Annotated in this window: 25 protein-coding genes; 13 read left to right on the forward strand and 12 right to left on the reverse strand. The window is 70.7% G+C overall.

The window, feature by feature from the left end; translation table 11 throughout:
- Window position 1: 1 nt before the first annotated feature.
- The 5 genes from CBM2586_RS20650 to CBM2586_RS20670 all read left to right on the forward strand — a co-directional run bounded on the left by CBM2586_RS20650 (window position 2) and on the right by CBM2586_RS20670 (window position 4991).
- Complete coding sequence (locus tag CBM2586_RS20650) at window positions 2-832, forward strand: ABC transporter permease (protein WP_240987979.1); 831 nt, start codon at window positions 2-4, stop codon at window positions 830-832.
- Window positions 829-1638, forward strand: a complete 810-nt coding sequence (locus CBM2586_RS20655) for a quinoprotein dehydrogenase-associated SoxYZ-like carrier (protein ID WP_240987980.1) — start codon at window positions 829-831, stop codon at window positions 1636-1638. The genes CBM2586_RS20650 and CBM2586_RS20655 overlap by 4 nt, the downstream gene beginning before the upstream one ends.
- Entirely contained in the window at window positions 1635-2603 is a 969-nt protein-coding gene (locus tag CBM2586_RS20660; RefSeq protein ID WP_373424250.1) for a quinoprotein relay system zinc metallohydrolase 1, read from the forward strand. Before CBM2586_RS20655 ends, CBM2586_RS20660 begins: the two co-directional genes overlap by 4 nt.
- Window positions 2604-2798: 195 nt before the next feature.
- Window positions 2799-4568 (forward strand): PQQ-dependent methanol/ethanol family dehydrogenase, encoded by a 1770-nt coding sequence (locus CBM2586_RS20665; RefSeq protein ID WP_115689508.1) that lies wholly within the window; start codon window positions 2799-2801, stop codon window positions 4566-4568.
- Window positions 4569-4667: 99 nt separating this feature from the next.
- Entirely contained in the window at window positions 4668-4991 is a 324-nt protein-coding gene (locus CBM2586_RS20670) for a c-type cytochrome (protein ID WP_115665159.1), read from the forward strand.
- Window positions 4992-5402: 411 nt separating this feature from the next.
- On the opposite strand, the gene pqqE is transcribed toward CBM2586_RS20670, so the two are convergent.
- The 5 genes from pqqE to pqqA form a co-directional block, all read right to left on the reverse strand.
- Window positions 5403-6581: a pyrroloquinoline quinone biosynthesis protein PqqE gene (gene pqqE / locus CBM2586_RS20675; protein WP_115689510.1), complete on the reverse strand. Its 1179-nt coding sequence runs from the start codon at window positions 6579-6581 to the stop codon at window positions 5403-5405.
- Window positions 6538-6810, reverse strand: a complete 273-nt coding sequence (gene pqqD / locus CBM2586_RS20680; RefSeq protein WP_115665157.1) for a pyrroloquinoline quinone biosynthesis peptide chaperone PqqD — start codon at window positions 6808-6810, stop codon at window positions 6538-6540. The genes pqqE and pqqD overlap by 44 nt, the downstream gene beginning before the upstream one ends.
- Window positions 6807-7499, reverse strand: coding sequence for a pyrroloquinoline-quinone synthase PqqC (gene pqqC / locus CBM2586_RS20685; protein ID WP_115689512.1), 693 nt, complete (start codon window positions 7497-7499; stop codon window positions 6807-6809). The genes pqqD and pqqC overlap by 4 nt, the downstream gene beginning before the upstream one ends.
- Window positions 7496-8413: a pyrroloquinoline quinone biosynthesis protein PqqB gene (pqqB, locus tag CBM2586_RS20690; protein WP_115689514.1), complete on the reverse strand. Its 918-nt coding sequence runs from the start codon at window positions 8411-8413 to the stop codon at window positions 7496-7498. Before pqqB ends, pqqC begins: the two co-directional genes overlap by 4 nt.
- A 93-nt stretch (window positions 8414-8506) precedes the next feature.
- Complete coding sequence (pqqA, locus tag CBM2586_RS20695) at window positions 8507-8581, reverse strand: pyrroloquinoline quinone precursor peptide PqqA (RefSeq protein WP_012355514.1); 75 nt, start codon at window positions 8579-8581, stop codon at window positions 8507-8509.
- Between the two features lie 81 nt (window positions 8582-8662).
- Between pqqA and CBM2586_RS20700 the strand changes: the two genes are divergently transcribed.
- Both CBM2586_RS20700 and CBM2586_RS20705 read left to right on the forward strand, forming a co-directional pair.
- Window positions 8663-9598, forward strand: coding sequence for an alpha/beta fold hydrolase (locus CBM2586_RS20700; protein ID WP_115689516.1), 936 nt, complete (start codon window positions 8663-8665; stop codon window positions 9596-9598).
- The gene (locus CBM2586_RS20705; RefSeq protein ID WP_172587103.1) at window positions 9598-10563 is read left to right on the forward strand and encodes an MBL fold metallo-hydrolase; all 966 of its coding nucleotides are present in this window, start codon (window positions 9598-9600) and stop codon (window positions 10561-10563) included. Before CBM2586_RS20700 ends, CBM2586_RS20705 begins: the two co-directional genes overlap by 1 nt.
- A 27-nt stretch (window positions 10564-10590) precedes the next feature.
- Here CBM2586_RS20705 and CBM2586_RS20710 read toward each other — a convergent pair whose 3' ends face one another.
- Window positions 10591-12609 (reverse strand): sigma-54-dependent Fis family transcriptional regulator, encoded by a 2019-nt coding sequence (locus tag CBM2586_RS20710; RefSeq protein ID WP_115665152.1) that lies wholly within the window; start codon window positions 12607-12609, stop codon window positions 10591-10593.
- A 272-nt stretch (window positions 12610-12881) separates the two neighbouring features.
- On the opposite strand from CBM2586_RS20710, the gene pedF reads away from it, so the two are divergent.
- The 3 genes from pedF to CBM2586_RS20725 all read left to right on the forward strand — a co-directional run bounded on the left by pedF (window position 12882) and on the right by CBM2586_RS20725 (window position 15570).
- Window positions 12882-13361, forward strand: coding sequence for a cytochrome c-550 PedF (gene pedF, locus CBM2586_RS20715; RefSeq protein ID WP_115665151.1), 480 nt, complete (start codon window positions 12882-12884; stop codon window positions 13359-13361).
- A gap of 57 nt (window positions 13362-13418) precedes the next feature.
- A complete protein-coding gene (locus CBM2586_RS20720) occupies window positions 13419-14327 on the forward strand; it encodes a substrate-binding periplasmic protein (RefSeq protein ID WP_115689520.1) in 909 nt (302 codons plus the stop codon).
- A gap of 223 nt (window positions 14328-14550) precedes the next feature.
- Window positions 14551-15570, forward strand: a complete 1020-nt coding sequence (locus CBM2586_RS20725) for a YihY/virulence factor BrkB family protein (protein ID WP_115689522.1) — start codon at window positions 14551-14553, stop codon at window positions 15568-15570.
- On the opposite strand, the gene CBM2586_RS32155 is transcribed toward CBM2586_RS20725, so the two are convergent.
- The gene (locus CBM2586_RS32155; protein WP_306418345.1) at window positions 15489-15758 is read right to left on the reverse strand and encodes a LysR family transcriptional regulator substrate-binding protein; all 270 of its coding nucleotides are present in this window, start codon (window positions 15756-15758) and stop codon (window positions 15489-15491) included. The two genes, CBM2586_RS20725 and CBM2586_RS32155, sit on opposite strands and share 82 nt — an antisense overlap.
- Before the next feature lie 253 nt (window positions 15759-16011).
- Here CBM2586_RS32155 and CBM2586_RS32160 point away from each other — a divergent pair, with 253 nt between their 5' ends.
- On the forward strand, window positions 16012-16212 hold the full coding sequence (locus CBM2586_RS32160) for a hypothetical protein (protein WP_240987981.1): 201 nt from the start codon (window positions 16012-16014) through the stop codon (window positions 16210-16212).
- 308 nt (window positions 16213-16520) lie between these two features.
- On the opposite strand, the gene CBM2586_RS20740 is transcribed toward CBM2586_RS32160, so the two are convergent.
- Both CBM2586_RS20740 and CBM2586_RS20745 read right to left on the reverse strand, forming a co-directional pair.
- Complete coding sequence (locus tag CBM2586_RS20740) at window positions 16521-16925, reverse strand: hypothetical protein (protein WP_115691392.1); 405 nt, start codon at window positions 16923-16925, stop codon at window positions 16521-16523.
- A 155-nt stretch (window positions 16926-17080) separates the two neighbouring features.
- On the reverse strand, window positions 17081-17839 hold the full coding sequence (locus CBM2586_RS20745) for a Crp/Fnr family transcriptional regulator (RefSeq protein ID WP_240987982.1): 759 nt from the start codon (window positions 17837-17839) through the stop codon (window positions 17081-17083).
- Window positions 17840-17915: 76 nt separating this feature from the next.
- Between CBM2586_RS20745 and CBM2586_RS20750 the strand changes: the two genes are divergently transcribed.
- Window positions 17916-18686, forward strand: coding sequence for a class II aldolase/adducin family protein (locus CBM2586_RS20750; RefSeq protein WP_115689524.1), 771 nt, complete (start codon window positions 17916-17918; stop codon window positions 18684-18686).
- Between the two features lie 2 nt (window positions 18687-18688).
- Entirely contained in the window at window positions 18689-19618 is a 930-nt protein-coding gene (locus CBM2586_RS20755) for a 2-hydroxyacid dehydrogenase (protein WP_115689526.1), read from the forward strand.
- Window positions 19619-19628: 10 nt separating this feature from the next.
- Here CBM2586_RS20755 and CBM2586_RS20760 read toward each other — a convergent pair whose 3' ends face one another.
- The 3 genes from CBM2586_RS20760 to CBM2586_RS20770 all read right to left on the reverse strand — a co-directional run bounded on the left by CBM2586_RS20760 (window position 19629) and on the right by CBM2586_RS20770 (window position 24285).
- On the reverse strand, window positions 19629-21647 hold the full coding sequence (locus CBM2586_RS20760) for an alkaline phosphatase D family protein (protein ID WP_115689528.1): 2019 nt from the start codon (window positions 21645-21647) through the stop codon (window positions 19629-19631).
- 325 nt (window positions 21648-21972) lie between these two features.
- Window positions 21973-23007 carry a Bug family tripartite tricarboxylate transporter substrate binding protein gene (locus CBM2586_RS20765; protein WP_115665145.1) on the reverse strand — a complete coding sequence of 345 codons (1035 nt, stop codon included), beginning with the start codon at window positions 23005-23007 and terminating at the stop codon, window positions 21973-21975.
- Window positions 23008-23031: 24 nt separating this feature from the next.
- The gene (locus tag CBM2586_RS20770) at window positions 23032-24285 is read right to left on the reverse strand and encodes an alkyl sulfatase dimerization domain-containing protein (RefSeq protein ID WP_115689530.1); all 1254 of its coding nucleotides are present in this window, start codon (window positions 24283-24285) and stop codon (window positions 23032-23034) included.
- Between the last annotated feature and the right edge of the window lie 30 nt (window positions 24286-24315).

Raw genomic sequence — 24315 nt, forward strand, 5'->3', positions numbered from 1 at the left:
CATGACCATGCCCGCCACCATGCCTCCGTTGATGCGCCATCGCTGGCGCGCGCTGCGCGCAGTCTGCGGCCGCGAGCTGCGCAAGTACCTGCGCCAGCCCGGGCGGCTGCTGTCGTCGCTGGTGCGCCCGCTGCTCTGGCTGCTGGTGTTTGCCGCGGGCTTCCAGAACGCGCTGGGGGTCGCGATCGCGCCGCCGTACGACACCTATATCGAATACCAGGTCTATGTCGCGCCCGGGCTGCTGGGCATGATCGCGCTATTCAACGGCATGCAGTCGTCGCTGGCGATGGTGTACGACCGCGAGATGGGCGTGATGCGGCTGCTGCTGACTGCGCCGCTGCCGCGCGGCTGGCTGCTGGGCTGCAAGCTGGCGGCGGGCACGCTGCTGTCGCTGCTGCAGATGGCGGTGTTCCTGCTGGTGGCGGCGGGCTTCGGCATCCGCTTCGCGCCGCTGCACCTGCTGGCCGGCCTGGGCGCGATGACGCTGGCCGCGCTGATGCTGGGCGCGCTCGGCCTGCTGCTGTCGGTCCACGTGCGCCAGCTGGAGAACTTTGCCGGCACCATGAACTTCGTTATCTTCCCGATGTTCTTCGTCAGCTCGGCGCTGTATCCGCTGTGGCGCCTGCAGGAGTCTGGCGCCGAGGCGGTGTACCAGCTGGCGCGGCTGAACCCGTTCACGCATGCGGTCGAGGCGATCCGCTTTGCGCTGTACGGGCAACTGGCGCCGCACAGCCTGGCCATCGTCGCGGCCAGCGCGGTGGTGTGTTTCGCGCTGGCGCTGCGTGGCTATGACCCGCAGCGCGGCATGGCGCGGCGCGGACAGCCGGCATGAGCGGCCGCCGACAAGCCATGGCGCTGCTGGCGCTGGGGTGGCCGGGGCTGGTTGCCCCGGGCGCGGCGGCGGGCGCCGCCAACGCCGTGGTCGCGCGCAGCGATCCGCTGCAGTCGCCGCAATGGGCGTGGATCCACAAGGAGTTGCTGGAGAACGCCCCGGTGGTGTTCGACAGCCGGGTCAGGGTCACCGGGCCCGCCTTCGCGGAGGACCCGATGCGCGTGCCGATTGCCTTCGACGCGTCGGCACTGGGCGAGGTCGAGCGCATCGTGGTGGCGGTGGACCGCAACCCGATCCGCGCGGTGCTGGCGTTCGAGCCGCTGCGCGCGCGGCCGTCGCTGTCGTTCCGCTTCAAGCTGGAGCAGGCCTCGCCGGTGCGGGTGGCGGCGCGCACGCGCGACGGCACCTGGCATGTCGGCAGCGCGTGGGTCGACGCCGGCGGCGGTGGCTGCACCGTGCCCGGGGCGACCCGCCGCGACGGCAGCTGGAGCCGGACCCTCAACCGGGTCGAGGCGCGCGTGTTCCCCGGCCTGGATCAGGGACAGGGCCAGGCCGGCGCGCGCGTGCGGCTGCGCGTGATGCACCCGATGGACACCGGCCTGGTCGCCGGCATCCCCGCGTTCCATATCGAGACCCTGGTGCTGGCCGACGCCGTGCGGCAGCCGCTGCTGCGGCTGACCCTGCACGAGCCGGTGGCGGAGAACCCGATCTTCTCGTTCGACCTGCGCGAGGCGGTGGTGCCGGGCATGACCGTGGCCGGCCACGACAACAACGGCAACCGCATCGCGGCGCGGGTTTCGCCATGAACCTCGCCACCAATGTCGCCATCAAGCGCGCGCTGCTGTCGCTGTTGCCGTGGCTGGCCACTGCTGCGGTCCACGCGGCCCCGGCGCAGCCACCCGACTACCGCCTGGCCCCGCGCGAGATTGCCGCCGGCGTGTGGCTGCTGGAAGGCGCCAATGCCGACTTCGCCCCGGCCAATGGCTGCAACATCATCAATACCGCCTTCATCGACACCGGCGACGGCGTGGTGGTGATCAACACCGGCCCCTCGCGCGAGTATGGCGAGCAGCAGCGCCGCGCCATCGCCGCGGTCACCGGCGCGCCGGTACGGCTGGTGCTGAACCTGAACCTGCATCCCGACTACTTCTTCGGCAACCAGGCCTATGCCGACGTGGGCGCCAGCGCGCTGCCCGCCACCATCGACGGCGCGCGCCGCGAGGGCGCGGCCTATGCCGACAACCTCTACCGCCTGTGCGGCGACTGGATGCGCGGCACCGAGCCCGCGCCGCCGGTGCACGCGCTCGACGCCGGCGCACAGACGATCGGCCGCCGCACGCTGGAACTGATCCGCCTGGAAGGCCATACCGACGCCGACCTGGTGCTGCTGGACCGCGGCGCCGGCATCGTCTTTGCCGGCGGGCTGGTGTTCCGCGAGCGCATCCCGACCACGCCGCACGCGCACATCGGCCGCTGGCTCGACAGCCTGGCGCGGCTGCAGGCGCTGATGGCGCAGAGCGGGGCGCGCCTGCTGGTGCCCAGCCATGGCCCCGCGCTGGGCGGCACCGAGGCCATCGCGCAGACGCGCGCCTACCTGCAATGGCTCGATGCGCGCCTGCGCGAGGCCGCGGCGCAGGGACGCGACCTGGCCGAGGTGATGGCCATGCCCGTGCCCGAGCCCTACGCGCGCTGGGGCGCGATGCCGGCCGAGTACCTGCGCAACGTGATCCATCTCTACCCGGCGCACGAGGACGCCGCGCTGGGCCAGTGACGGGGCCATCGGTGGCTGTTCAATTCTGGCGCAGCTGCAACGCAGTGTTGCACGCTGGCGCGGGCCCCAACCGTGCGGTGGCCCTGCAGGGCGCGTGATCGCGCCAGGGCCCACTGGCATGGGATTTGCCATTTGCGTGCTGGTGTGTGGCGCAGTGGCGCACCAGCGAAATCGAAAACAAGAGAGGAGATGGCAATGAGGATGATACGAGCAGGGCTGGCGGTCGCGGCAATCGCGGCCGCCGCGGCAAGCGTTGCCGCGCAAGCGGGGCAGGCCGCGCAGGCCGCGGTAAGCGACGCCATGATCGAGAACGACGCGAAGTCCCCCGGCGACGTGCTGTCGTGGGGCATGGGCCCGCAGGGCCAGCGCTATTCGACGCTGTCGCGCATCAATACCAAGAACGTGGCCCGGCTGGTGCCGGCGTGGTCGTTCTCGTTCGGCGGCGAGAAGCAGCGCGGCCAGGAGTCGCAGCCGCTGATCCACGACGGCAAGATGTTCGTCACCGCGTCGTATTCACGCATCTACGCGCTCGACGCCAAGACCGGGCGCAAGCTGTGGAAGTACGAGCACCGCCTGCCCGAAGGCATCATGCCGTGCTGCGACGTGGTCAACCGCGGCGCGGCGCTGTACGACAACCTGGTGATCTTCGGCACGCTCGATGCGCAGCTGGTGGCGCTGGACCAGAACAGCGGCAAGGTGGTGTGGAAGGAAAAGCTGGAAGACTACGCGGCCGGCTACTCGTACACGGCCGCGCCGCTGGTGGCCAAGGGCCTGGTGCTGACCGGCATCTCGGGCGGCGAATTCGGCGTGGTCGGCCGCGTCGAAGCGCGCGATGCCAAGACCGGGCAGCTGGTGTGGTCGCGGCCGGTGGTCGAAGGCCACATGGGCTACAAGTATGACAAGGACGGCAACAAGACCGAGATCGGCATGACCGGCACCCAGAACGCCAGCTGGCCCGGCGAGACCTGGAAGACCGGCGGTGCTGCCACGTGGCTGGGCGGCACCTATGATCCGGCGACCGGACTGGCCTACTTCGGCACCGGCAACCCGGGCCCGTGGAACAGCCATATCCGCAAGGGCGACAACCTCTATTCCGCCTCGACCGTGGCGCTGGATCCGGCCACCGGCAAGATCGTCTGGCACTACCAGAACACGCCCAACGACGGCTGGGACTTCGACGGCGTGAACGAGTTCGTCACCTTCGACCTGGACGGCAAGCGCATGGGCGGCAAGGCCGACCGCAACGGCTTCTTCTACGTCAACGACGCGCGCAGCGGCAAGCTGGTCAATGCCTTCCCCTTCGTCAACAAGATCACCTGGGCCACCGGCATCGACCTGAAGAGCGGCCGGCCCGACTACGTCGCCGCGGGCCGCCCCGGCGACCCCGCCGCCGCCAACGGCGAGAAGAAGGGCAAGTCGGTATTCGCCGCGCCCGGCTTCCTGGGCGGCAAGAACCAGCAGCCGATGGCCTACAGCCCGCAGACCGGCATGTTCTACGTGCCGGCGAATGAGTGGGGCATGGAGATCTGGAACGAGCCCATCAGCTACAAGAAGGGCGCCGCCTTCCTCGGCGCGGGCTTCACCATCCAGCCGCTCAATGAGGACTACATCGGCTCGCTGCGCGCGATCAACCCCAAGACCGGCAAGATCGTGTGGGAGGTCAAGAACAGCGCGCCGCTGTGGGGCGGCGCCATGACCACCGCCGGCGGGCTGGTGTTCTGGGGCACGCCGGAAGGCTACCTGAAGGCCGCCGACGCCAGGACCGGCAAGGAGCTGTGGCAGTTCCAGACCGGCAGCGGCGTGGTCGCGCCGCCGGTGACGTGGGAAGAGAACGGCGAGCAGTTCGTCGCGGTGGTGTCCGGCTGGGGCGGTGCGGTGCCGCTGTGGGGCGGCGAGGTGGCCAAGCGCGTGAATTTCCTCGAGCAGGGCGGCTCGGTGTGGGTGTTCAAGCTGCACAAGAGCTGAGCGGGAAAGCGTGACGAGGCTCCGCGCACATGCCCTCGCATCGTCGATGCTGGGTGTGCGCGGAGCATGGTAGCAACAGCATCGGATCGGGATACAGGCATGAAGAAGGAATGGATGGCGCTGGCGGCAGCCGGCGCGTTGTTGCCGGGCGCGGCGCTGGCCGCCACGGCGGCGGAGATGCAGGCCCTGGCCGACAAGAGCGGCTGCTTTTCCTGCCATGGCATGCAGTCGAAGCTGGTGGGTCCGGGGTTTGCCGAGGTCGCGGCGCGGTACAAGGGCGACGGCCAGGCGGCCGCGGCGCTGGCGAAGAAGATCCGGGAGGGCGGCAAGGGGGCGTGGGGCCGGATTCCGATGCCGCCGCACGGAAACCTGGGAGAGGACGATGCGAAGAAGCTGGCGGAGTGGGTGCTTGGCGTCGGCTGAGCCGGGGCGCTGCGTCGGACCCAGGTCCGTCGCGGGCGTGGGTGGCCGGCGCAAGACTCGCCTGCAACGGCGGCGGCGGCGCCGGCGCTGACTCAGGGCTGGTCGGGGGTATTGCGGTTGGTTGGTTTGTCGTGCTTGGCGGGGCGGATGGACGAACCCGACTTCAGGTCGGTGGCGGCCTACTCACGGCGCTAGTGGTGGGACGCCTTCGGCTGCGCTGCGGGCACGCACTGTCTCGGGTCCTGGGCTCGGGCACGGAGTGCGTCGCTGCGCTCGCACGCGCTATCGCGAGCGAGCCCAAAGGATTCGCGCCTTCCGCTTGTTTGCGCCCCTCTCCCGCTTGCGGAAGAGGGCGGGGGAGAGGGGCCGGCGCATCCACGAAGTCAAGGCATCTGTCCGCGCGGCCCACCCTCATCCCCCGCAATTCCGTGATGAACTCAATCTCAACGAGTTTCCATCACTCCGGAACACCAGCGGATATTCGTTCGTCCGCGCCGCCGCCAGCCGGCCCTCCAGCACGATCTCGCGCAGCCGCCCGTGTCCGGGTGCCTGTGCGCAGGCGGGGTCGGTCGCGGCGGCATCGCCGGTGACCAGGAAGGCCTGGCAGCGGCATCCGCCCAGGTCCGCCTCGCTGTGCTCGCACGAGCGGCATGGTTGCGGCATCCACTGCGTGCCGCGAAAGCGGCGGAAGGCGTCGCTGTGGTGCCAGATCTGGCGCAGTGTTTCGGTCGTGACGCTGGGCAATGCCAGGTCCGGCAGCATGCGCGCCGCATGGCACGGCAGCGCGGTGCCGTCCGGGGCCACGCCGAGGAAGGTGGTGCCCCAGCCGTTCATGCATTTCTTCGGCCGTTCCTCGAAATAGTCCGGCACCACGAACAGGATCTGGCATTGCCGGCCGATGCGCGCGCGGTACTGCCCCACCACGGCCTCGGCCTCGCGCAGCTGTTCGCGGGTCGGCATCAGCGCCAGCCGGTTCTCCCAGGCCCAGCCGTAGTACTGCGTATTGGCCAGCTCCAGGTATTCGGCGCCGAGCTGCAAGGCCAGCTCGATGATGGTGCCGACGTGCGGCAGGTTATGCCGGTGCAGCACGCAGTTCATCACCATCGGATAGCCGTGCGCCTTGATCAGCCCGGCCACGCGCTGCTTTAGCTCGAACGTGCGCGTGCTCGACAGGAAGTCATTGAGCTCGCGCGTGGAGTCCTGGAACGACAGCTGGATATGGTCCAGGCCCGCTTCGCGCAGCGCCGCCAGGCGGGCGTCGGTGAGGCCCACGCCGGAGGTGATCAGGTTGGTGTAGAAGCCCAGGCCGCGCGCATGGTGCACCAGCGCTTCCAGGTCCTTGCGCAGCAGCGGCTCGCCGCCGGACAGGCCCAGCTGCACCGCGCCCAGCGCGCGCGCCTGGGTGAATACGTCGCACCACTGCGCGGTATCCAGTTCCTGCGTATGGCGGGCGTAGTCGACCGGATTGGAGCAGAACGCGCAGTGCAGCGGGCAGCGGTAGGTCAGCTCCGCCAGCAGCCACAGCGGCGGGCCGGGCGGCGCCGGCTCAGACCAGCCAGCCGCGTGCGGTGGCATGTTTGACAAAGGCATGGACCTCCGGCGCGATGCCCTGCACGCCGAAGGCGGCCTGCAGGTCGTCGATCAGCATGTCGAGCGTATGGTTGCCATCGCAGCGCTGCAGGATCGCGGCGGCGCTGTCGTTGAGCGTGACCATTCCTTCCGGATACAGCAGCACCCAGCTTTGCTGCGAGTCTTCCCACTGCAGCCGGAAGGTGCGGTGCAGGGTCGGGGTGGCGAGGTCGTGCGTGCCGGCGGTCATGGCTGGGCCTGCTGGATGGCATCGAGCATCGACCACAGCACGTCGAGCTTGAACTGCAGGATGTCGAGGGCGCGCTGCTGCTGCGCGGGGCTGCGGAAATAGTCCAGCGTCACGCGCAGGCCGTGGTCGACGTCGCGCTGCGCCAGCGGGATGCGCGAGCGGAAATAATCCAGCCCGCCGGCCTCGATCCACGGGTAGTGCGTGGGCCACCCGGCCAGCCGCTGCTGGTGGATCTTCGGCGCGAACATCTCGGTCAGCGACGAGCACACCGCTTCCTGCCACGGCGCGCGGCGCGCGAAATTGACATAGGCGTCGACGGCGAAGCGCACCCCGGGCAGCACCTGCCGGTGGTTCAGCAGCGCGTCGCGCTCCAGGCCGACGGCCTGGCCCAGCCGCAGCCAGGCCTCGATGCCGCCAGGCTCGGTGTCGGTGCCGTCATGGTCGAGGATGCGCACCAACCACTCGCGGCGCGTGGCGCGGTCGGGGCAGTTGGACAGGATCGCGGCATCCTTGAGCGGGATGCTGGCCTGGTAGTAGAAGCGGTTGGCCACCCAGGCGCGGATCTGCGCGGGCGCGCATTGGCCCGCCGCCATGCGCTGGTTGAACGGATGGTAGATGTGGTAGCCGCTTTCGCGGGCGCGCAGGCGCGCCTCGAATTCGGCCGGGGTCCAGGCAACGGTGGCTGTCATAGCGTGATTTCCATGCCGTCGTAGGCCAGCTCGATGCCGTGCCGGGCCAGCTCGGCATGCTCGGGCGAGTCTTCGGCCAGCACCGGATTGGTGTTGTTGATGTGGATGAGGACCTTGCGGCTGGCGGGCAGGCGGTCCAGCACCTCGATCATCCCGCCCGGCCCGGACAGGGCCAGGTGGCCCATGTCGGCGGCGCTGCGCGTGGAGAAGCCCAGCGCCTGCATTTCGTCGTCGCGCCAGAAAGTGCCGTCGACCAGCACCACGTCGGCGCTGCGCAGCTGCGCGAACACGTGGTCGTCGACCTGGCCCAGCCCCGGCGCATAGAAGGCGCTGCGCCCGCTGCGGCGGTCTTCGATGCGCAGGCCGATGTTGTCGCCGGGCTGCGGCGCGTGGCGCCGGGGCGAGTAGGGCGGCGCCTTGCTTTGCAGCGGCACCGCGGTCAGCGCCACGCCATCCAGCGGCGGCACCGAGAACGCGGTGCCGTCGCACGGCAGCGCGTGGCACTGCAGCCCGCAGTAGTACGACAGGATGCGCGTCAGCGGGAATGCCCCGGCCAGGTCTTCGAGCACGCTGGCGGAGGCATAGAGCGGCAGTGCGCGGCGGTGCTCGCGCAGCATCAGCAGGCCGGTGACGTGGTCGATCTGCGCGTCCATCAGCAGCACCGCGGCGATTGCGGTGTCGCGCGGCGCGCGCGCGGGCTGCAGCGCGCCGGCCTGGCGCAGCTGCTGCAGGACATCGGGCGAGGCATTGACCAGGATCGCCTCCGGGCCGTCGCCGCACAGCGCGATCGACGATTGCGTGCGTGGGGTGGCGCGCACGGTGCCCCGGCGCACGCCGTCGCAGTTGCGGCAATTGCAGTTCCATTGCGGGAAGCCGCCGCCGGCGGCCGATCCCAGTACCCGGATGGTTGTCATGAGGCGAGCGCTCGAGGGTGGACCACGGCTGCCCCGCGCAGGCGCCATACCGGCAACCACCGGCGGCGCCCACCTGCGGAACGTCGCCGCCGGTCAGCGGTTGGCGATATACATGGTGATTTCGAAGCCGAGCCGCAGCTCGGTGTAGGCGGGCGTGGTCCAGGTCATGTCGGTCTCCTTTGGCATGGTTAGTGATTAGCGTTGCGGCATGGCAGCGTGTCTGCCGCAATGCCCTGAAAGGCAACAACCATGCCCGAAGCCACCATGGACACCACCGTCTTCCACCTGCGCACGCCGGACGCCCAGCGCCTGCACGTGCGGCTGGGCGGCCCGCCGCACGGCGAGCCCTGGCTGGTCCTGCACGGCGGGCCGGGCAGCGGCTGCGCCGCGCCGATGGCGGCATGGTTCGACCCGCAACGGCACCGCGTGGTGATGCCCGACCAGCGCGGCGCCGGCCGCTCGACCCCGGCAGGCAGCCTGCGGCGCAACAACGTCGGCGCGCTGCTGGCCGACCTGGAACGGCTGCGCGCGGCGCTGGGCATCGCGCGCTGGGGCGTGGTCGGGGGATCGTGGGGCGCGGCGCTGGCACTGGCCTATGCCGCGCGCTATCCGCACGCGGTCGCGGCGCTGGTATTGCGCGGCGCCTTCCTGACCGGGAGCGACGACGTGCTGGGCTTGTTTGCAGCGCGCCCCGGCGCCGGCCTGCTGCGCCGCGTCGCGCCGGCGGGCGAGCGGCTGCCCGAGGCGCGCGCCCGGCTGCTGACGGTGTCCCGACTGTTGCAAAGTGGGACGACTGTTCAAAAACGGGACACCGCGACGGCGTGGCGCCGGCTCGAGCTGGACCGGCTCGGCCTGCGCGACGTTGCACAGGGACGCCGGCAGGCCGCGCGCGAGTGCCTGGCGACGGTACGCAAATACCGTATCCAGGCGCACTACCTGCGCCATCGCGCCGGGCTGGGCAAGCCGGCGTTGCTGCGCGCGGCGCGGGACATCGCCGTGCACGGCATGCCGGTGACGCTGCTGCATGGCCGCGCCGACGCGGTGTGCCGGCCAGCCAATGCGCTGCGGCTGCGGCACGCCATGCCGGCCGCGCGGCTGGCCTGGGTCGACGGCGGGCACCTGGCCGATGGCGCCATGCGCGATGCCCTCGCCGACGAGATCCGCGCCTGCGCCTGGCAGCTTTGATGGCGACGCGTCGGGCCTTTCTCGGAACCGCACTGGCGCTGGCACTCGACGCCTGGTGCCCGGCGGCGGCCACGGCGGCCGGCACGCGGGTCGCGCTGGAGCGGCTGCAGCCCGGCCTCTACGTCGCCCGCGCGTCCAATGCCGAAGCCATGCGCGCCAACGTCGGCGCGGTGGTGCCCAGCCTGGTCCATGTCACGAGCGCGGGCGTGCTGGTGGTCGATCCCGGGCCGCACGCAGCGTGGGGCAGGGCGCTGCTCGGCGCGATCCGGGCGCTGACGGCGCAGCCGGTGCGCTGGGTGGTCAACACCCACGCCCATCCCGAGAACGTGCTGGCCAACGCGGCCTTTGCCGGGCTGCGGCCAAGGCCGCGGTTCCTGGCGTCGCCCGCTACCGCCGCGTTGATGCGGCAACGCTGCGAGGACTGCCTGGCCCGCCTGGGCGCGCAGCTCGGCCGCGCGGCCATGCGCGGCACCGCGATCGTGCTGCCGGAGCCGGCGCTGCGGGACGGCGCCTGGCTGCACACGGGTGGCACGGCGTGGCAGGTGCAGGTGCATGCGCCTGCCCACAGTACATCGGATACGGTGCTGTACGCGCCGCAGCTGCGGCTACTGTGCGCGGGGGGGCTGGGGTACCGGGAGCGCGTGCCGGAGATGCAGGAAGCCTCGCTGCAAGGCTGGCGCCAGGCGCTGCGGCAGCTGATCGCGCTGCCGGCGGACATCGTCGTCGCCAGCGCCACCGGCACGCCGGCGCAGACGCTGGTGCCGACGCTGGCCTATCTCGATGCGCTCGCGCACGGCATCGGCGCCGCGCTGGCCGCGGGCCGCGATGCGAGCCAGGCGGCCGAGGCCGTGGCGGCGGCGCCGTTCCGTCACTGGCGCCATTTCGCGACGCGCCATCCGCTGAACCTGCAGCGCGCCTGGCGCCAGCTGGAGGACGCGTGGCTGCAGGGCGAGCCGCCGGCCTGAACCGGCGGCCTTGCGCGCGGTCGCCGGTCAGCCGCCCGGCTGCGGCAGGCCGCGCGCCTCCTCCATCTTGCGGTAGACCGTGTTGCGCGAGATCCCCAGCGCCTTGGCCGCCGCCGAGATATTGCCGTTGTGCGCCTTGACCGTGGCCACGATCGCCATCGCCTCGACCTCGGCCAGCCGCGTGGGCTGCATGCCCGGCGCCATCGCCACCGCCGGCGCGGCCGCGGGCGTGGCTGCGGGCGCCGCGCGCAGGTCGTCGAGGAAGTCGTCGGGCAGGTGCTCCTCGGTGATCTCGGCTTCGCCTTCGGCCATCAGCCGCGCGGTGCGCAGCAGGTTGCCGAGCTGGCGGATATTGCCGGGCCAGTGGTAGCGGCGGAACAGCGCCATCACCGCGTCGCTGATGCGGGGCGCGTGCTCGGGCACATCGGCCGCGCTGCCGCCAAGGTCCTGGCGCAGCAGCTGGCCGGCGACCACGTCCAGGTCGCTGCGCTCGCGCAGCGCCGGCAGCCGCACCACCAGCCCGTTGAGGCGGTAGTACAGGTCTTCGCGGAACTGGCCGCTGGCGACCAGGTCGCGCAGGTTGCGGTTGGTGGCGCACACCACCGAGACATCGATGTGGATCACCTTGCTGCTGCCCAGCGGCGATACCGCGCGCTCCTGCAGCGCGCGCAGCAGGCGGCCCTGCAGGTGCAGCGGCATGTCGCCGATCTCGTCGAGAAACAGCGTGCCGCCGTTGGCCAGCAGCATCTTGCCGATGCCGCCCTTCTTGCGCGCGCCGGTGAAGGCGCCTTCCTCGTAGCCGAACAGCTCCGACTCGATCAGGTTTTCCGGGATCGAGGCGCAGTTGACGGCGATGAAGGGGCCGGTGCGGCGCCCGCTGTCGGCGTGGATGGCGCGCGCCATCAGCTCCTTGCCGGTGCCGGTTTCGCCCAGCACCATCACCGGGATGTCCTTGCCGATGACCTTGCGCAGCTTGCCGATCACGGTGCGGATCTGGGCGTCGCCGGTGTCGAGCTGATCCAGCCCGGGCGAGGGCGCCGGGCCCGCCGCCAGGCTGCGCGGCAGGCCGGTGGCGCCGCCCGCGCCCGCGTGGCGCGCCTCGCTGGCGCCGGAGGACAGCGCCGCGGCCGGGGTTTTCCATTCCACCCGCGCGCTGACCTTGACGCCGCTGGGGAGGTGCAACGGGACGATGCCCGCATGGGCCGCGCGCGCCGCGTCGAACAGCTGCGACATCGACATCCCGAACAGCGACGAGAAGGTATGCGCCTGCAGCGCGCCGTTGGACAGGCCCAGCTGGAACTGCCCGCTGCGGTTGGCCGACAGGAAGCGCCCGCCGGGCGTGAACGAGACGATGCCCTCCACCAGCGTGCCCAGGAACTCCGCGCGCGAATGGAAGCGGATGCACACCATGTCGCGGAAGGCATTGCCGAACAGCTGGTTCTCGATCATCTGCGCCGACATCCGCACCAGCGCCATGGTGTGCTTGTGGAAGCCGCGCTGGTCGCCGGTCACGTCGAGCGCGCCCACGGTCTTGCCGTAAGGGTCCAGGATCGGCATGCACGAGCAGGTCAGGAACTGGTTGGCCTCCAGGTAATGGTCGGCGCCGTGTACCAGCGTGGCGCGGTTCTCGGCCAGTGCCGTGCCAATGGCGTTGGTGCCGCGGCGCGCCTCCGACCACTCCGAACCGGGGCGCAGCGAGATCTTGTCGGCACGGACGAGGAAGTCGTCGTCGCCCATGGCGTGCAGGATCAGGCCGTCGGCGTCGGTCAGCACGATCATGCTCTGGGTGTCCACGATCTGGTCGTGCAGGGTCTCCATCACCGGCAGGGCATAGGTGAACAGTGACTGGCTGCGTTCGATGCGGGTCTTCAGCTCGCTCTGCAGCACCGGGCAGAAATCGGGCGACTCATAGGGGCGCAGGCCATAAGACTCCGAGCGCTGGTGGGCCTGGGCGATCAGCTCGGCACGCTCGTGCTGCCCGGCATGAGCGGGGGCGTCGGCGGGAGCGTCCGCGCGTGGACGGGCCGGATCCGGCTGGATGGTCATGTCTCGGTCTCCTTGTGGAAAATCCGCCCGCGATCTTGGCGCGGGTCGTCGCCGGCCGCGCGGGGGCGGCTCGACAGTGTTGCGTGGTGAAGCAAAACACTTGCCAGGGTGTGGCATTCCGGGACACCGCTGCCGCGCCGCGGCTTTGTCCGGGCGGATTCTGCCCGGCAAACGCGGCACTTCGCCGGCATTTGTGCCGTGCCGCCGCGTTGGTATGGCTCTTGCGGAAATGGGGCAAACAAAACCCAGCCTCATCACTGTAGGAGACATCCATGAAAACGCAGCGCCGCCTGCTCGCCTTGCTCGCGCTTTGCGCGTCCCTGACCGCTTTTTCCGCCGGCCCGGTGCTGGCCCACGGCGATGTCACGCCCCAGGCCGTCGATACCAAAGCGTTACCACAGCTGGGCGACGAATGGCGTCCGGACAATCCCTACCGCAGCGGCGATGCGCACAAAGAGGCGCTGCGCATCGGCTCGTCGGCGTACAACCAGAACTGCGCGCGCTGCCACGGGCTCGAGGCCGTGTCGGGCGGCATTGCCCCCGACCTGCGCAAGCTGGACAGCGACTGCGTCGCGCTGGCCGACGCCCGGAAGAAGCAGGCCTGCCAGAGCGAGATCTCGCAGTTCTACACCACCACCGTGCGCAAGGGCCGCACCCGCGACGGCCGCGTCTACATGCCGCCGTTCGACGGCGTGCTGAGCCAGGAGGCGGTCTGGGCCATCAAGACCTACCTGGAATCGCGCCACGAGTAGGCGCGGCGCCAACCCGATCGATGCCGCAGGTTCCCTTCGTCCAACTGGAGCAATGCCATGCCTGACAGCCCTGTGCGCGGCCCACGGCTTACCTTTTCCATCCTGCCCGCGCCGTCGGCGCGGATGCCGCGCTGGCTCGGCTGCATCCTGCTGGCCGCTACCGCCTGGCTCGGCGCGGCGCCGGCGCATGCCGACCTGGCCCGGATCCGCCAGGCCGGCACGCTCAAGGTGGCGGTGTACAAGGGCCTGCCGCCGTTCTCGGCGCTGGCCGGCAGCCAGTACGCCGGCATCGACGTGGCGCTGGCGCAGGCGCTGGGCAAGGCGCTGGGCCTGTCGGTGGCGCTGATGCCGTTCGATGCCGACGAGAACATGGCCGACGACCTGCGCGCGATGGTCTGGCGCGGCCATTACCTGGGCTACGGACCGGCCGACGTGATGCTGCACGTGCCGGTGGACCGGGCCTTCATGCGCGCCAACGACAAGGCGCTGATCGTCGCCCCCTACTATCGCGAGACCTTCGTGCTGGTGCGGGACCGCGAGCGGGTAGCGGACGTGCGCGGCCTGGAAGACCTGGCCGGCCAGCCCACCGGCGCGGCCGCGGGCTCGGCCGGGGCCAACGCGCTGCTGTCCGCCGGCGGCGGCTCGCTGCGCGAGCGCGTCCGGATCTACCCCGAGGCCGGCCAGGCGCTGCAGGCGCTGTTCTCCGGCGAGATCGCCGCCGCGCTGGTGACGCGCGCGCAGTATGAAAGCGCGCTCAAGGCCGGCGGCCACGCCGCCAGCCGCTATGCCGCCACCGACATCAGCGCGCCGCTGCTGCCGCCGCGCGGCTGGGCCGTCGGCATGGCGGTCAAGGCCGGCGAACGCGAGCTGGCCGAGGCGCTGCAGTCGGCGCTGGACACGCTGCGCGGCAACGGCGAGCTGGCGCGCATCTTTGGCGGCTACGGGGTGTCGATGCAGGCGCCGTGAGGCGGGCGCGGCCCGGCCGCCAGGCGCAGTCGCGCGTTGTAAAGAATGCACGCGATCCGCACGCCAGGGGGGCGCGGGGCGGCGCGCACTGGCCGCCCGGTGCGGCGCGAGTGGCGCTCTGCCGGCGCGCCGGCGCCATGCCTGCCATGGCCGCAGCACATCGCCGCGGGGCGGGAACGGGAATTGCGGGGAGCAGGGCAGTATCGTGACTGGGGGTCGGGCGATGCCTTCCATTTCGTCGGTTCTGCTGTCCTCGCCCCGCGCGCTCTACGGGCTGCTGCGGGATACCGTCAACGCCTGGGTGGAAGACTACGCCCCCAGCATGGGCGCGGCGCTGGCCTACTACACGGTGTTCTCGATCGCGCCGCTTTTGCTGATCGTGATCTCGGTGGCGGGCGTGGTGTTCGGCCACGAGGCCGCGCGCGGCGAAGTGGTGGCGCAGCTGCAGGGGCTGCTCGGCCCGGAAGGCGCCAAGACCGTCGAGGCGATGCTGCTGGCGGTCAGCAAGCCCGCGGCCAGTGCCCTGACCGCGGTGGTCGGCGTGGGGGTGCTGCTGGTCGGCGCGACCACGGTCTTTGCCGAGCTGCAGTCCGCGCTCGACCGCATCTGGGAGGTGCCCGAGCGGCGCAAGAGCTCCGGCCTGTTCGCATTGCTGCGCGCGCGGCTGCTGTCGTTCGGCATGATCCTGGGCATCGGCTTCCTGCTGGTGGTGTCGCTGCTGCTGAGCGCGGCCATCTCCGCGCTCAACCGCCTGTGGGGGCCGTTGTTCGGGGCCGAGGAACTGATCGCCCATGTGCTCGACACCGCGGTGAGCCTGGTGCTGATCACGGTGGTGTTCGCCATGATCTACAAGATCATGCCGCGCGCCAAGGTGCGCTGGCCCGACGTGTGGCTGGGCGCGGCGGTGACGGCGCTGCTGTTCACGCTGGGCAAGTTCCTGATCGGCCTGTACATCGGCAAGAGCGGCGTCGCCAACGGCTACGGCGCCGCCGGCTCGCTGGTGGTGCTGCTGCTGTGGGTGTATTATTCCGCGCAGATCTTCCTGCTGGGGGCCGAGTTCACCTGGCAGTACGCGCGCCGCTACGGCTCGCGCCGGCACGAGGCCGCGGCCGAGCGCGAGCGCGAACTAGCACTGGAACGCGAGCGCGCCGGGTCCCGCTCTCAGCCGCCGCCCAGCGCCACCGCGAACAGCGCCGAGATCAACGGCCGTTCCTTGCGCACCGCAAGGCAGCACAGGGAGTGAAGCTCGGCCCCATGCCGCTGGCCACCGCATGCGCGAAGCCGGCTCGAAGACGCGCGACCGCGTCGGATCACGGGTTCGCCGGCGAGATCCTGCAGCGTGACCGCGGTGCGCGCCGCCAGCGCATGGCCCGCCGGCATCACCGCGACGATGCGCTCGCGCCGGTAGCGTGCGACATGCAGCCCGGCGATCGGGGCGGGGTGGCGTCGATGTCGAAGTCCTGCAGGCCGCGCAGCACCGACGCCTCTGAACCGATCGTGACCGTCCGCTCACAGCGCCGCGTGCGCGGCGCGGAAGCTGTGGTGACATGCGGTGGGCTTTTGAAACGCGAGGTTCCGCCCTCCTGGGCAGGTCACTTTTTGGCCGAGCGCCAAAAGGTAACCAAAAAGCGCCCTGCGGGCGGCATGTCTGATCGTAGTGTGCGTGGGGGTTTTCGTACGGGGTTTGGCTTCCTCGCATAGCGGGACTGCCTGTCCGCGGCTCGACGATTTCCGGCGCGTGCAGGCCGAGGTCGACGTGCGGGTCTCGACCGCGTTCAGCAATGAAGCGAGCTTCAACGGCACCTTCGACGTGGCGATACGGCGCACGCTGGAGCGTGGCGAGCAGTTCGAGTCAGTGCCGATTTTTCGGAGTACCAGACCGTGATCGCCAGTCCCGCGCTGCTGGAACAGGTGCCGCTGCAGGGCGTGGAAGACCTGGTGGAGGGCGTGTTCCTCTATACGGAAACGCGGCCGGGCAACTGGGAGTCATGGCTGCAGCAGGCCGGGCATGCGTCGCTGCTGCCGGTGCGCACGCTGCGCTTCGATCATTTCTTTGTCACGCTGCAGGCCGTGGCAGACAGTCTGGGCTTTGCCATCGGCACCTTTCCCACGCTGGAGGCAGACCGCGCCGGCGGGCGCATTGCCACGCCGTTCGGCGCGATCCGCGCGGCGCGGGCCCGCGCCGGCCGGCGCTCAGGCGCCGTCGAGGAACAGGCTGCGCTGGCCCAGGCGCGTGCCGAGCGCATCGGGGGACAGGCTCATGCTGGCGGGGTCCGCGGCCGGGACCGCGCCGCCTGCCAGCGACGGATCGGCGGGCGCGGGTGCCATGCCGGGCTGGGCCGGTGGCACCGGGGCCTGCGCATAGCTGCCGCCAGCGGCGGGGGCTGCCGGCGCCATCTGCGCCGACGGCGCGGCCGCGGGCATGGCTTGCACGGGCTGGGCGGACTGGATCGGCTGGGCGGACTGCATCGGCTGCATCGGCTGGGTCATCGGCATCGGCTGGCTCGGCTGCAGCGGCTGGGCCTGCTGCGCGAACAGCGGATAGGACGCGATCAGCGCGCCAGCCATGACCAGGGATTTCGCCAGATGTTGCTTCATTCGTGTACCTCCTAGAAACGCCTACAGGCAAGGGAATGGCCACTGTAGCGCCGGGGCACCTGACATTCTGTTTGTTTTTGCAACGGTCGTTAACCAGCCTTGCCAATGCGGCCAGGACAGGTTATTTGCGCACGCGGGGCTGGCCGCGCGCCCCGTCATCGCCTGGCAAGGCGCTTGAGCGCGGCCGGGTCCAGCAGTTCGATCTGGCGGTAGGCGCGTCGGATCAGGCCCGCGTCCTGCCACGCCTGCAGCGTCTTGGCGACGGTCTGGCGCGAGCGGCTGACCATGTCGCCCAGCTCTTCCGCGCTGATACGCACCACGTGGTCGGTGCGGTCGGCCAGCTCCAGCAGGCGCGCCGCCATGCGCGCGTCGACCGGCGCCTGCGCCGCGCTTTGCGCATGGTCGAAGGCCACCCGCAGGCGCGCGCAGATCTGTTGCACGATCAGCTGCATGCCTTCCGCATGCGTGGCCAGGATGCGGTGGAAATCGCGCTGGCCCAGCACCAGCAGCTCGGTGTTGCCGACGGCGAAGGCGTCGTGCGTGCGCGGCTTGCCGTCGAGCAGCGAGATCTCGCCGAACCAGCGCCCGCGCCCGATCACCGCGTACACCGACTCGCGCCCGCCGCTGCTGACCCGGCTCATGCGCACGCGGCCGGACACCACCATGCAGAAATAGGTGGGCGGATCGCCGCGCGCGAAGATCATCGCGCCGTCGCCGAAGCGCTGGCGGCGTGCGGCCTGCGCCACGGCATCGAGCACGCGCGGCGGCGCGTTGCGCAGCCAGCCGCTGGCCAGCACGCTGCGCGGCAGCGCGCGCACCGGTTCGTCCGCTTGCAACCCATGCTTCGCCTTAGCCTTCACCTTCACCTGACGCGCCACATCGCCCTCCTTGCCGCAGCCGAGATTGTCTAACACTTAACAGACTTTGACCCGGCGCGCCGGGACAATGCAGCGGTTCAATGACTCACTCACATGCCCCGGGAGGCCGCACATGGCGCAAGTCCAGCTCGACGAATCCGTAAAAGACCGCGTCTCCGACGCCGAATGGCAGATGCGCGCGGACCTGGCGGCCGCGTACCGGCTGGTGGCCCACTTCGGCTGGGACGACCTGATCTTCACCCATATCTCGGCGCGCGTGCCGGATGCGCCGGACCAGTTCCTGATCAATCCGTACGGCATGATGTTCGACGAGATCACGGCGTCGAGCCTGGTGAAGGTCGACCACCATGGCCAGCCCGTGCTGGCCACACCGTATGACGTCAACCCGGCCGGCTTCATCATCCACAGCGCCGTGCACGAGGCGCGCCCGGAGGTCGGCTGCGTGATGCACACGCATACCGCGCACGGCGTCGCCGTGTCGGCGCAGCAGGACGGCCTGCTGCCGGTCTCGCAGCAGGCAATGTTCGCGCTGACCGGGCTGGCGTATCACGACTATGAGGGCGTGGCGCTGCGCGAGGACGAGAAGGCGCGGCTGGTGGCAGACCTGGGCCGCTGCAAGCAGATGATCCTGCGCAACCACGGCCTGCTCACCTGCGGGCGCACGGTGGCGGATGCGTTCCTGACCATGTATACGCTGGAGTCGGCGTGCCGCATCCAGATCCTGGCGCAAAGCGGCGGCACGCCGCTGACGCGGGTGCCGCAGGCCGCCAGCGCCAGCATGGGCCAGCAGGCGCGCCAGGCCACCAAGGGCAAGGGCTCCAGCCTGGCCTGGCCCGGCCTGCTGCGCCGCCTCGACCGCATCGATCCCGACTACCGCAACTGACCATGGCCATCCTCGTCCACCTGCCGTCGTTCATGGCGGTTCCCATTACCGCCCTGCTGCGCGAAGCGGCGCCCGACATCACCGTGTGGAACGGCCGCGAGGCCGCCGTCGCGGATGAGGTCGAGGCCATCATCGCATGGGGCCTGAAGCCCGGAGTGGTGCCGGCCTATCCCAACCTGCGCCTGGTATGCGCCGCCACCGCCGGCGTCGACAAGCTGCTGGCCGCCCACGACCTGCCCGCGCACATCCCGGTGACGCGCATCGTCGATCCCGGCCAGCAGGCCGGCATCGCCCGCTTCGTGCTGGCGATGGCGCTGCGCCATACCCGCGCGCTGGGCCTGTATGCCGAACAGCAGCGCCGCGGCGAATGGAAGCGCCATGCGGGGCGCGATGCCGCGCAGTGCCGCGTGGGCGTGCTGGGGCTGGGCGAGATCGGCTGCGAGGTGGCGCGCATGTTCGTCGCCATCGGCTATCCGGTCAGCGGCTGGAGCCGCGCCGCCAAGCACCTGCCCGGCGTGACGGATTTCACCGGCGACGACGGCCTCGACGCCATGCTGGCGCAGAGCGACATCCTGGTCTGTACGCTGCCGCTGACGCCGCGCACCGAGGGGCTGCTCGACCGGCGCACCTTGTCGCGCCTGCCGCGGGGCGCCTACCTGATCAACGTCGGCCGCGGCGAGCATGTAGTCGAGCCCGACCTGGTCGCGCTGATCGACGAAGGCCACCTCGCGGGCGCGGCGCTGGACGTGTTTGCCAAGGAACCGCCGGCGGCGGACGACCCGGTGTGGAACCATCCGCGCATCGAGGCCACGCCGCATATCGCGGCCGATCCGTCATACCCGCTGGTGGCGCGGCAATGCCTCGACAACCTGCGGCGCGCGCGCGCGGGGCGCGCGCTGCTGAACCTGGTGGACCGGCAGGCCGGCTACTAGCTCACGGTCACTAGCTCACGGTCACATCGGCCGTGCCTGCCGCCACTTCCAGCAAGCGCGTGCCGGCGGTGGCCGGCAGCGCCGGCGCCGCGCCGCCCGCGAGCGGCTTCAGCGTGTGGAAGGTGCAGCTCAGCTTCTGCGGCGTCAGCGTGACCAGCGCGTAGCCCTCGGCATTGGTGTCGGCATGCCGCAGCCAGGGATTGAAGGCGCGCAGCGTGGCATCGAAGGTATTGACGAGGGTGCCGCCCACGTTGCTGTAGATCAGCTCGCGCAGCGCGGCAAAGGCCGGGTCGGTATCGACCACGGTGCGGAAGGAGCTGAGCAGCGTGTTGCTCGACAGCCCGGCCGTGACCAGATCCACCATCACGGGCGCAGGCGCCGGGGCATCGTAGTCGTCCATCACCTGTCCGCCGAAGAAGGCGTGGATATCGCCGCTCAGCGCCACCACGTTGCGGACGCCGTTGGTCTTCAGGAACGCCATCAGGTTCTTGCGTTCGGCGTTGAAGCCGTCCCACTGGTCGGCATTGAGGATAAAGCGTTCGAGCAGCGTGACCGCCGGCAGCCGGGCTTCGATCAGCGGCTTGATGTTGGCGTCGAAGCTGGCGCTGTCGATGCCGGCCTGCGCCAGCACGTTGCGCAGCGCTGTATAGGCCAGGTTGGCATAGGTGCCGGCGGTGCGCGCCGCGCGCAGGTCGTCGGCGAGCGCATTGGCGATCGCGCTCTCGAGCGAGGCCAGCGCATTGATGGCCAGCACCAGCGCCCGCGCGATCAGCCGTGCCAGCGCCAGCGGCACGTCAACCTGCATGCGCAACAGCGACAGCTGGTTGCCCCACAGCTTCCAGGTGGTGGCGTCGGCGCCGATGCGGTCCTGCCACCAGGCGCGCTGGCTGTCGCCCAGCATCGATACCGGCGTCAGCGCGTTGCCCGCGGCCGCGATCTTCTGCGCCTCCGCCGCGGCCAGCGTTGCCGTCGGCACGAAATACAGGCTGCCGATCGAGCGCCCGACCGAGGCCTCGGGAATGATGTGGTCGGCGCGGTACAGGCGCTCGTCGGTCATCAGCAGCGTGGCGAGATTGCCGAAGGTGAAGGCGCGGTAGATCTGAATGTTCTGGAACGACGGATTGTCCGGGTCCAGCGTCACGTCGGCCGGCATGAACTCGAACCAGGCCTGGTTGGCGGCGCGGCGGCGCGCGGTGCGCGGGGTCTGGTCGTCGGTGATGTTGTAGGTCTGGCGGTCCTGCCAGCAGTTGTCCGAGAACTCGTGGTCGTCCCAGATCGCGATCATCGGGAACGCCGCGTGCAGCGCCTGCAGGCGCGCATCGCTGCGGTAGCTGCGGTACAGGTAGCGATAGTCGTCCAGCGTGGTGGCGTAGATGCTGCCATCGGGCAGCACGGTGCCGTTGGGCAGCTGCAGCGCGGTATGGCGGTCTTCGACGTTGCCGGCGCGCGAGCCGCCCGGCACGGCCTCGTAGATGTAGTCGCCGACATGGACGATGAAGTCCAGGTCCTGCTGCACCAGCTCTTCCATGCCGGCCCAGTGGTTGGCATTCCAGTCCTGGCAGCTGACAAAGGCAAAGCGCAGCTGCGCCAGCGGGGTGCCCGCGGCGGCGGCGGTGCGCGTGCGGCCGGTGGTGCTGGCGCGGTTGCCGAGCAGGAAGCGGTAGAAGTAGCGGGTGCCGGGGCTCAGGCCCGTGACCTTGTTGCGGATGGTGTAGTCCCAGTCCGGCAGGGCCATCAGCGGTTGATTCACCAACAGGGTGGGCGGGTCGAAATCCTGCTGCGTCGACACCTGCAGCCGCACCACCACCGGGCGCCTGCCATTGTTGCCCTCCACGCGCGTCCACACGATCACGCTGTCGGGGCGCGGGTCGCCCGACGCCACGCCGTGCAGGAAATTGAAGTTCTCGGGATTGCCGGTATCCGGTTCGGGTGCCGGGTCATCGCCGCCGCCGCCGCAGGCGCTGAGGCCGCCGGTGGCAACGGTAACGGTCAGGAAACTCCCCCACTTGAGAAACTGGCGGCGGTCCATGGCGCTCCTCCTGCTGTGGTTGCGGTCGTTCCAGGCAGCGCGCAACCGTGCCCGGATGCCGCTTGCGGCACCGGGTCTGTGTGGGGCGTGCTGTTTTTATGAATCGATACTAGCGGCTGGGTAGGGCGCGCGCTGTCGGTGAGGCTCCGACATCGGTATAGGAAGAAGTCGACTGGCCGGCGACGGCGGCGCCTCACGGCAGCGCCGCGCGCCAACTCCCGCCTGCGGCAGAGGGGACGGGGGGAGAGGGCAGGCGTCGTCACCGGGTGAGAGACTTTGCGCCTGGCGCCTGGCAGGGCAATGGAGCAGTTGCCCCGTGCCCGCATCAGTCGACGCTGATGCCGTTGGCCTGTATCACCTTGCCCCACACCGCCACATCGGCGCGCACCGTCCGCGCGAACTGCTCCGGCGTCCTGGCTGGCGCCATGCCCATATTCAGTTGCAGGAAGCGCTCGCGCATGGCCGCGTCCGCGAGCAGGCGGTTGACCTCGGCATTGAGCCGCTGCACGATCGCGGCGCTGGTGCGGGCGGGCGCGAACAGGCCATACCAGCTGTCGGTGTCGAACCGATAGCCTTGCTCGGTCATGGTCGGCACCTCGGGCGTGGCCGGCGCGCGGCGCGTGCCGCTGACCGCCAGCGCGCGCAGCTTGCCGGCGCGGATCAGCGGCAGCGACGACGAGGTATCGACGAAGGCGGCCTTGATCACGCCGCCCTGCAGGTCGGCCAGGATCGGTGCCACGCCCTTGTACGGCACGTGGCGCAGCCTGATGCCGGTCTGCATCCCGAGCGCTTCCATGGTCAGGTGGCCGCCCGAGCCGATGCCCCATGAGCCGTAGTCATAGGTATCCGGGCGCTTGCGCACCTGCTCGACGAATTCCCTGAGCGTGCGCGCCGGGAACTCCGGCGTCACCACCAGGAAATTGCCGCCCGCGCCGATCTGCGCCACCGGCAGCAGGTCGCGCAGGCCGTCATACGGCAGCTTCGGCTGCAGGGTCTGGTTGATCACCACCGTGGCGGCATAGGTGAACAGCAGCGTGTAGCCGTCGGGGCTGGCCTTGGCCACGGCATCGTTGCCGATGATGCCGGTCGCGCCGGGCTTGTTGTCGACCACGATGGTCTGGCCCAGCGCCTGGCCCAGCGCTGCCGCCAGCGTGCGCGCGAACAGGTCGGTGCCGCCGCCCGGCGGCGCGGGCACCACCAGCCGGATCGGCCGCGCCGGCCAGCCATTGGCGCCGTGCAGCGGAGCGGCCGCAGGGATCATCCCGAGCGCGGCGAGCCCGCGCAGCAGCGCGCGCCGGCGCGGGTCGGGCGCCGGCGTGGCCGCGGCCGCAAGGGGGGTGCGTGGCACGGTGGATTCCATGGTGTCTCCTGTGCAGGCGGCTTGCTAGTGCAGGCCGAAGTTGTCCGCGGCCTCGCTCTCCAGCGCGTCGGCGGCGGCGCCATACAAGCTGCGCGACACATAGCTGCGCACCTGCTTGGCACGCTGGCGCAGCCACGCCGCCTTGAGCCGGCGCGCCTCGCGCACGGTCGGGGTCGGGTCGGGCGCCAGCGCCAGCACGTCGATCACGTGCAGGGCCAGTTGCGTATCGCCGCGCTCGGCCAGCGCCTGCGCGTGGCGCAGCAGCGCGCCGTGGTCGGCCACGGCGGCGGCGATCTCCGCTGCGGCCTGCTGCGGTGGTGCCGGATGCAGCGTGGTCGCGTTGCGGTCCCACCAGCCGTTCTCCGAGCGGTAGATGTCGCGCGCGATATAGCTGGGGTCGCCGTAGGTGGGCCGCATCCAGGGCTGGTCGAACAGTGCCGCGGGCGGCTGCAGCGCGGCCAGCATCTGGCGCTCGTTGCAGCCCGCGTTCATCAGCCGCACCACCTCGGCGCGCAGCCAGCGCAGGGCGCGCGCGGTCTCGCCCAGCACGCGCTGGCATTCGGCCTCGCCCTGCACGGTGGCACCGAACTCGCGCACCACCGCGCGCGGCTGCAGCGCCGCCAGCCGTTCCAGCGTGTCGGCCCAGCGCACGGTGTCGCGCATGGTGCGGAACGGGGTGCCGATGTTCGGGATCGAGTCGATCACCGCGGGGCCGCCGTAGAGCAGGCGCCGGCCCGGCAGCCAGACCGCCACGGCATCGTCGGTCTCGGACGGCGCCCACAGGATTTCGGCGCGGCGCTCGCCATGGCCCAGCGTCACGCCGTCGGCAAAGGTTTCAGTGGGCTCGATATCGACCAGCTTGCGCGCCAGCGCGCCGGCCGGCTGGCGGAACTGGATCTCGGCCATGCGCTCCTGCATGCGCCGGGTCTCGCGGTAGCGCGCCTGGCGCGCCAGCACGTTGACGTGGGCCAGCACGCGCGGCGCGGGCTCGCCGCGCGCGGCGGCGTGGTCCAGCCATTGCTGCAGGCCGGCGTTGTAGCCGAGGTGGCCGTGGCTGTAGCAGATCGCCAGCACCGGCAAATCGGTCTGCGTGCGCAGTGCCGCGATCATGCCGCGCGTGATGCGCCCCCCGGGGCCGCTGTCGACCACCAGCAGGCCGTCGCCGATCTCGGCAACGAAGCTCTGGCCCTGCCCGTGCAGCAGCCAGACGCCGTCGCCGGCGCGGTCGATCCCCGTTCCCGTGACCAGTGCCGACGGCCGGTCTTCGATGTCCTGCATGCTTGCCCCCTGCGCTCCGTTGGTGTCAGT

The organism is Cupriavidus taiwanensis (genome assembly GCF_900250115.1).
Classification (GTDB): Bacteria; Pseudomonadota; Gammaproteobacteria; order Burkholderiales; family Burkholderiaceae; genus Cupriavidus; species Cupriavidus taiwanensis_B.

Excerpts from the sequence above, each read along its gene's own strand:
- CBM2586_RS20660 (WP_373424250.1), top strand. The coding sequence starts at position 1,635 with ATGAACCTCGCCACCAATGTCGCCATCAAGCGCGCGCTGCTGTCGCTG.
- CBM2586_RS20720 (WP_115689520.1), top strand. The coding sequence starts at position 13,419 with ATGCCTGACAGCCCTGTGCGCGGCCCACGGCTTACCTTTTCCATCCTG.
- CBM2586_RS20655 (WP_240987980.1), top strand. The coding sequence starts at position 829 with ATGAGCGGCCGCCGACAAGCCATGGCGCTGCTGGCGCTGGGGTGGCCG.
- CBM2586_RS20750 (WP_115689524.1), top strand. The coding sequence starts at position 17,916 with ATGGCGCAAGTCCAGCTCGACGAATCCGTAAAAGACCGCGTCTCCGAC.
- CBM2586_RS20710 (WP_115665152.1), bottom strand. The coding sequence starts at position 12,609 with ATGACCATCCAGCCGGATCCGGCCCGTCCACGCGCGGACGCTCCCGCC.
- CBM2586_RS20725 (WP_115689522.1), top strand. The coding sequence starts at position 14,551 with ATGCCTTCCATTTCGTCGGTTCTGCTGTCCTCGCCCCGCGCGCTCTAC.
- CBM2586_RS20670 (WP_115665159.1), top strand. The coding sequence starts at position 4,668 with ATGAAGAAGGAATGGATGGCGCTGGCGGCAGCCGGCGCGTTGTTGCCG.
- pedF (WP_115665151.1), top strand. The coding sequence starts at position 12,882 with ATGAAAACGCAGCGCCGCCTGCTCGCCTTGCTCGCGCTTTGCGCGTCC.
- CBM2586_RS20665 (WP_115689508.1), top strand. The coding sequence starts at position 2,799 with ATGAGGATGATACGAGCAGGGCTGGCGGTCGCGGCAATCGCGGCCGCC.
- CBM2586_RS20760 (WP_115689528.1), bottom strand. The coding sequence starts at position 21,647 with ATGGACCGCCGCCAGTTTCTCAAGTGGGGGAGTTTCCTGACCGTTACC.
- CBM2586_RS20765 (WP_115665145.1), bottom strand. The coding sequence starts at position 23,007 with ATGGAATCCACCGTGCCACGCACCCCCCTTGCGGCCGCGGCCACGCCG.
- CBM2586_RS20740 (WP_115691392.1), bottom strand. The coding sequence starts at position 16,925 with ATGAAGCAACATCTGGCGAAATCCCTGGTCATGGCTGGCGCGCTGATC.
- CBM2586_RS20770 (WP_115689530.1), bottom strand. The coding sequence starts at position 24,285 with ATGCAGGACATCGAAGACCGGCCGTCGGCACTGGTCACGGGAACGGGG.
- pqqE (WP_115689510.1), bottom strand. The coding sequence starts at position 6,581 with ATGCCTTTGTCAAACATGCCACCGCACGCGGCTGGCTGGTCTGAGCCG.
- CBM2586_RS20700 (WP_115689516.1), top strand. The coding sequence starts at position 8,663 with ATGCCCGAAGCCACCATGGACACCACCGTCTTCCACCTGCGCACGCCG.
- pqqD (WP_115665157.1), bottom strand. The coding sequence starts at position 6,810 with ATGACCGCCGGCACGCACGACCTCGCCACCCCGACCCTGCACCGCACC.
- pqqC (WP_115689512.1), bottom strand. The coding sequence starts at position 7,499 with ATGACAGCCACCGTTGCCTGGACCCCGGCCGAATTCGAGGCGCGCCTG.
- CBM2586_RS20650 (WP_240987979.1), top strand. The coding sequence starts at position 2 with ATGACCATGCCCGCCACCATGCCTCCGTTGATGCGCCATCGCTGGCGC.
- CBM2586_RS20705 (WP_172587103.1), top strand. The coding sequence starts at position 9,598 with ATGGCGACGCGTCGGGCCTTTCTCGGAACCGCACTGGCGCTGGCACTC.
- pqqB (WP_115689514.1), bottom strand. The coding sequence starts at position 8,413 with ATGACAACCATCCGGGTACTGGGATCGGCCGCCGGCGGCGGCTTCCCG.
- CBM2586_RS20755 (WP_115689526.1), top strand. The coding sequence starts at position 18,689 with ATGGCCATCCTCGTCCACCTGCCGTCGTTCATGGCGGTTCCCATTACC.